At 64.3% G+C, this 6,027-nt stretch carries 7 protein-coding genes; 3 read left to right on the top strand and 4 right to left on the bottom strand.

Annotated elements, in window-relative coordinates; all coding sequences use genetic code 11:
- Positions 1–174: 174 nt before the first annotated feature.
- The gene (locus GOAMI_RS23840; RefSeq protein WP_051995443.1) at positions 175–408 is read right to left on the bottom strand and encodes a helix-turn-helix transcriptional regulator; all 234 of its coding nucleotides are present in this window, start codon (positions 406–408) and stop codon (positions 175–177) included.
- A gap of 1,010 nt (positions 409–1,418) precedes the next feature.
- Between GOAMI_RS23840 and GOAMI_RS19735 the strand changes: the two genes are divergently transcribed.
- On the top strand, positions 1,419–1,862 hold the full coding sequence (locus GOAMI_RS19735; RefSeq protein ID WP_231380857.1) for a hypothetical protein: 444 nt from the start codon (positions 1,419–1,421) through the stop codon (positions 1,860–1,862).
- 27 nt (positions 1,863–1,889) lie between these two features.
- On the top strand, positions 1,890–2,219 hold the full coding sequence (locus tag GOAMI_RS19730) for a hypothetical protein (protein WP_006438351.1): 330 nt from the start codon (positions 1,890–1,892) through the stop codon (positions 2,217–2,219).
- 38 nt (positions 2,220–2,257) lie between these two features.
- Here GOAMI_RS19730 and GOAMI_RS19725 read toward each other — a convergent pair whose 3' ends face one another.
- From GOAMI_RS19725 to GOAMI_RS19715, 3 genes are read right to left on the bottom strand one after another with little or no spacing between them, the layout of a single operon-like run.
- Positions 2,258–2,638: a BlaI/MecI/CopY family transcriptional regulator gene (locus GOAMI_RS19725; protein ID WP_006438350.1), complete on the bottom strand. Its 381-nt coding sequence runs from the start codon at positions 2,636–2,638 to the stop codon at positions 2,258–2,260.
- A gap of 47 nt (positions 2,639–2,685) precedes the next feature.
- Positions 2,686–3,918 (bottom strand): sensor histidine kinase, encoded by a 1,233-nt coding sequence (locus tag GOAMI_RS19720; RefSeq protein WP_006438349.1) that lies wholly within the window; start codon positions 3,916–3,918, stop codon positions 2,686–2,688.
- Positions 3,908–4,609, bottom strand: a complete 702-nt coding sequence (locus GOAMI_RS19715) for a response regulator transcription factor (protein ID WP_042375763.1) — start codon at positions 4,607–4,609, stop codon at positions 3,908–3,910. Before GOAMI_RS19715 ends, GOAMI_RS19720 begins: the two co-directional genes overlap by 11 nt.
- A 282-nt stretch (positions 4,610–4,891) precedes the next feature.
- Between GOAMI_RS19715 and GOAMI_RS19710 the strand changes: the two genes are divergently transcribed.
- Positions 4,892–6,025 (top strand): PLP-dependent cysteine synthase family protein, encoded by a 1,134-nt coding sequence (locus GOAMI_RS19710; RefSeq protein ID WP_035718250.1) that lies wholly within the window; start codon positions 4,892–4,894, stop codon positions 6,023–6,025.
- The last annotated feature ends 2 nt before the right edge of the window (positions 6,026–6,027 follow it).

Raw genomic sequence — 6,027 nt, 5'->3', positions numbered from 1 at the left:
CTCGTCCAGACTCGGGCCTTGGTTCTGACTGCACTGATCATCCCCCTGTGCCTTCTGCGGCACTCGAACTCCCACTGGATGGACTTTGAACCCGTTGCCTCGTTCGACGGTGACCTAGCTCGACGGTGGTGAAGTGTCGCTCGTGTTGGCGGTCGCGCGCGCGAGGTGTCGTACCTACTGTTTACGGTTGGGTTCAACGATCGCGGACGGGGGGACGCCGAAGTGTGCGGAGAATCGAAAGACCAGGTCAAGCGTTATGTTCCGGCCGCCCTCAACCTCGGAGACGTACTGGCGCGAGACCCCGATGGCAGTAGCGGTCTCTGCCTGGGTCTCCCCGCGCAACTGGCGCAACGCACGAAGGCCGAGGCCTACCGCACGCAGGTTGTCGCTACGGTCCCGAATATTCACGCGCCAACTATATGCGACGGCGGGGATGTCAACTATAGTAGACAGTGCGGGTGGTGAAACCTACCTCGCCTAATCTCGTCTCAACGCTCACATCACACGCGAATCTTCGAGGGAGATAGCTAGATGGCACTTGTAAATCACTGGGGGAGAGTATCTTTCAAGCGCTCCTTACATAACATCGAGAGATCGCGGGGACCTGAAGTGTTGCTCGTGGCGGTGCTCGCGCATCGATGTCAAACCATCTGGGCCGGCGTCACCCTCGCTGGTCCAAAAGGTGGTGGAGAACGCCCCGGCCGGCGGCGACGGCGGAGTAGCGGCCACGCCGATCGGCCACGCCTGCTGTACTTCGTAGCGCAAACCTTCGAGCGGGTCATCCGCAGCATCTGACCAAACGAACTCGACTTCCGTCCCCGGACGCAAACCCATCGAAGCGAGTGGATCGTTCAGATCGGCTACCGCTAGGAGTCTGAGCGATTGAGCGTCGGCGTACACCCCGCCGGGAGTGTCCGGTGAGTCGAACACACCCCACCCTTTACTGAAATGCCATACCCGCACAAAGCCCGTCGACGACATTGCTTAACCGTAGCCGTCACAGCTCCGCGGGGAGACGTCGCGAAAACGTTGATCGTGAGGTAGGACGGGCTAGGAACGAAGTCAGCGCGTAGCGGGTGGCAGCGGGTTGAACGCGTCGTGAGCCATGATTCGTGGTCGAGTTCGATGTCCCAGGCTTCCAAATCGGGGGCGAGGACCAACTCATCGATGCAGGCGGCGGTCCCACCGACGAAGAAGATAGAGCTACTCCCCCTCCGTCAGCGCCCTCCAGCCCACCTAAACTACTATCTAGCATAGTTTCAAGGTTGGCTGTTGGAGGCGTGGTGATCGCAAACATTGTGGCCCAAGGGACACTCCTGGGACTGTTCGGTGCGGTCGTAGCGTGTGGTGTCGCCGCTGCCCGCCAGCCGGATCGAGGTGGGGAGGCGTGGCGGGCGCTTGTTTCGTGTGCGGTGGCCGTGAGTGCGGCCGTCGGCGTGATGGTGGTTGCTCCCCAGGGCGATTTCTCGTCGGCGATCGTGTTGGTGATGCTCTGTGTTGGGGCGCTCATGCTGTTTTCTGCTCATCTGCACGGTACGTCGTTGGCTGTAATGGTTGACCCGCTCGTGTGGATGGCCTCGGCGATGTGGGTGTTCATCGTGTTCGCCGCCACGGGCGCGCCGATCGAGATTGGCGCGGTGCCTGCTGATCCGATCGCCGAGCTGGCGTTGAGGGCGGAGCTCAATCGAACCCCGAGGTGGTCCCGCACAGGCAGTGTGATCGCGATCTTCGGTCTGGTGGCCGCGATAGTCTTCCGCCTGGCCCGGCCGGCCTCCCGCGGTGATGGCTTCGACGCCCTCGTTCCCGGCGCCCACGCCCGATTCCCACAAAATACGAAGGTGGTTAGTAGAAGTGGGGCGTGATGCGAGTGTGCGGAGGAGGTGGTGGGCATGACTGACGGTGTCGAGGTGCCGCGTACGGATCGGTTCGGCCCGCGCGGTCCTGCCCGTACGATCTCTCGTGCGGTGGGCCTTGCCGTGGTGATGTTTGAGGCGGTTGCCGCGTTCTGGCTGGTGATGCTGCTCCGAACGTCGGATCTCGTGCCATCCGACCCGTCAGGAGTCGGGCGCGGTGATCAGGTCGAGCTGCGGATGCTGACCGCGGTGGATGTGCACGACTGGGTGTCGGCGCTGAGTGCTGCGGCCTTCGCTGCGGGTGTGGCCGGTGCGCTGGCGGCGCATCTACTTCCCGCAGTCAAGGGGCGCGCGCCGGTTGAGTAGTCGGGCCGGGATTTCGACTCTTGGAACGTTTCTGTGGCTTAGGCTTTGGTGCCGCCGCCGCGGGTGTGGCGAGGTTTGCGGCTGAGGTATTCGCTGAGCACTTCCCGCTCGGCGGGTGTCACGGTCTGGGCGAAGTGCATCAGTACTGCCGCGGAGTCTCCGCTGGCGTCGAGGACCTGACGCAAGGTGCGTGAGGTGGCCTCCTCGCGGGTCTGCATGGGGAAGTACCGGTAGGCGCGGCTGACTTTTTCTCGACCGACGAACCCTTTTTTGTGCAGGTTGGTGACGACGGTGAGCACTGTGGTGTAGGCCGGTTCGCGGTCGTGGAGTTCCTCGACTAGGTCGTGCACCGACATCGCCGCACCGGCCGACCACAGCACGTCCATCACTGCGCGTTCCAGCGAACCCAGCCCAGTCATTTTCACCCACCATCTCTAGATGCGGGTCAATCTTACGACGGACTACCTCAGTTAGTAGCTCGGTCCCGTTGGAGCGCATCGGCAGCGCCGCGAGGCGGGCGGTGTTCGATGGCTGCGGAGAATTCGGTTCCAGGGGTGCTGCGGTGGATGTGACGTCGTGTTGTGGTCGGCAACGTGATGGTGAAGGTGGCTCCGTGCCCGGTTCCCAGGCTTTCGGCGAGCAAGGTGCCCCCATGGTCTTCGACGATGGAGCGGGCGATGGTGAGTCCGATACCGCTGCCGCCGGCGTCTCGGGTCCGTGAGGAGTCGGTGCGGTAGAAGCGGTCAAAGATGTGTGGAAGGTGTTGAGCGGGAATCCCGTCCCCGCAGTCGACGACGCTGATGCGCACCGCGTGTGCCGGGGCGGTGTCGGCTTTCACTACGACCCGCTGGCCCGGGGAGCTGTGTCGCAGCGCGTTAGTGAGCAGATTGAGCAGTACTTGGCTCATTCGTTCGGCATCGACATCGATGTGTACGCGCGCGGCGGTGGTGACGATGCCCAGCGTGACGCCGGCGTCGGTGAACAGCTCGGCGGCTTCTTCGTAGGTCGCGATGAGTAGTTCATTGACAGTGATCGTCGAGGGTTGCAATGGCATCTGATGCTCGTCGGCGCTGGATACGGTCGCGATGTCCTCGGCGAGGCGCTGCAACCGGGTGGTGGCGGTGCGCACGACGTCGAAGGTGTGGGAGTCGGGCGCGCGGACACCGTCCTCGAGGGCGTCGGTGATCGCGCCGATGGTGGTCAACGGGGTGCGCAGTTCGTGGGCGAGGTCTGACAGCATCCGCTTGCGGATGTCTTCCTGGGAGTTCAAACGTTGTGCCAGCTGGTTGATGGCTCGGCTGAGCTGGGTGAACTCAGTGCCGAGCTGGCGATCGGGAACACGGGTGCGGTAGTTGCCTGCGCCGATCGCCACAGCCGAGCGCGCGACGCTGGCGACTGACTGTTGTACGCGGCGAGCCAGGAACCAGCTGACGGCCGTGGCCAGGATCGTCGAGGTGACCAGGGCTGCGGTCATCGAGACGACGATGGAGAAGGTGAATGCGGCCTCGACGTGTTCGGCCTGTGCTGATCCCGGTTCGAGGCTGGACTGGCCGAGGTGATCGTGGAAGGTGTGCGGCGCGACGAACAGTGCCACGATCGCGACGCTGATGCCGCCGCCGCCGATCACGATGGCCTGGGCCAGCATCAACCGGGAGCCGAAGCTGCCCGGGATACGTGCCCGTCGTCGATCACCGTTCATGGCTGTCTCCTCGAGGTTGGCCGTCACCCATCCGGTAGCCCACGCCGCGCACGGTACGGATGAATCGACCGGCCGCGGCGCTGTCGCCGAGTTTGCGGCGCAGGCTGGCGATATGAACTTCGACAACGTGGGCATCGCCGACCCAGTTGGGTCCCCAGATTTCGGTGAGCAGTTGTTCTCGACTGAACACCACACCGGGCCGTCGGCTCAGGGCTTCCAGAACGTCGAATTCGGTGCGGGTCAGTTCCACGAGTGTGTCTTGTACCCGCACTTCACGGCCTTGTGGGTCCAGGGTCAGCTCCCCCAGTGTCCGCGGGTGTGCTGTGTCTACCGCCGAGGTCGGGCGCGGACGGCGCAGCATGGCGTCGATGCGCGCCATCAGCTCACGAGGACGAAACGGTTTGGTGAGGTAGTCGTCGGCTCCAACCGCGAGACCGATGATGGTGTCGACCTCGTCGGCGCGGGCGGTGACCATCACGATGTAGGCGTCGGTGAAGGTGCGTAACTGCCGACACACCTCGACGCCGTCGATCGAGGGCAAACCCAGATCGAGGATGACTACCGCAGGACTCACCGTGCGTGCGGCGGCGATCCCCTCTTGGCCGTCGTGGGCGATGGTGACCACAAATCCGCTGCGCTGCAGGTAGTCGGCGACAACCTCGGCGATGTCAGGCTCATCTTCGATGACCAGCGCGTGTAGCCCGTGCGGTGGTCGGGCCGCCGGCCCACGAAGGTCGTCGTCGACGATGACGCGGTCATGAGGCACGTCCCTATGGTGGCGGTGGTTTACACGACCATCCAACCCCGCGGGCATTCTTGAGCAGATCTTGATCCCGACCGCCGATCAGCCTTGAGGTTGAGTGGGCAAGGTGGCGGTGTCGCCGCGCCGAACGATATGTCCCAGTTCCCTCTCACACTGTTGATCTGCTTTCGGCCCGGCGACATCCTGTCCATCGATGCAGAGGATGCCCGTGTGACTGTCTCCTACAGCCTCACCACCAGTGATCCATTCGCCACCACCTTCCCTGCCGAGGCCACATCGCGCCGTGCTGGGCTGAGTCGTCAGCTGGTCGGCGGCACCCCGGTACTGCGGATCGAAGAACCCTTTGCCGAGCACGGGCACGGTTTCTGGGCCAAGCTGGAGGGCTTCAACCCCGGTGGCATGAAAGACCGGCCGGCGCTGCACATGGTCGAACGCGCCCGCGCCCGCGGCGAGCTGGCCCCGGGGGCGCAGATCATCGAATCAACGAGCGGCACACTGGGATTGGGGTTAGCGCTAGCGGGCATTGTGTTCGGTCATCCGGTGACCTTGGTGACCGACCCCGGACTGGAACCGATCCTGCGGCAAATGCTCGCCGCCTACGGCGCCCGGGTCGATGTCGTCAGCGAGCCCCACCCGGTCGGGGGTTGGCAACAAGCCCGCCGCGACCGTGTGCGCGCCCTGCTCGCACTCGACGAGGCTGCGTGGTGTCCCGACCAGTATTCCAACCCCGACAACGTGACCGGTTACAGCTCACTGGGTGTGGAGCTGATCGCGCAGCTGCGCCATATCGATGTCCTGGTGTGTTCGGTGGGCACCGGTGGGCACTCAGCCGGTGTGGCTCATACTCTGCGGCAGTTCAACCCTGAGCTGGAAGTCGTGGGCGTAGACACCATCGGCTCGACGATCTTCGGCCAGCCCGCACAGTCACGGATCATGCGGGGACTCGGCTCGAGCATCTACCCCCGCAACGTCGCCTACGACCAGTTCAGTGAGGTGCACTGGGTGGCGCCGGCCGAAGCAGTCTGGGCATGCCGCACCCTGGCCGCCACGCAGTACGCCACCGGCGGCTGGAGCGTGGGCGCGGTGGCCCTGGTCTCGGGCTGGCTGGCTCGCACTCGTTCGGCCGATACGCGCATCGCGGCGGTCTTCCCCGATGGCCCCGCCCGCTACTACGGAACCATCTACAACGACGAGTACTGCCAAGCTCACGACCTGATGGACGCCCCAGCGCCCACTGCCCCCCACACCATCAACGATCCGCTGACCCAGGTCGCGAGTAGCTGGACCCGGTGCCCCACCATCATCGACCCCACCCACATGCCGCACACCGAGCCCACGAGCTGACC

This window comes from Gordonia amicalis NBRC 100051 = JCM 11271, assembly GCF_000332995.1.
In the GTDB taxonomy this organism is placed as follows: domain Bacteria; phylum Actinomycetota; class Actinomycetes; order Mycobacteriales; family Mycobacteriaceae; genus Gordonia; species Gordonia amicalis.
Note: the sequence above shows the minus strand (reverse complement) of the source record. Positions and strands in the feature narration are given on the sequence as shown.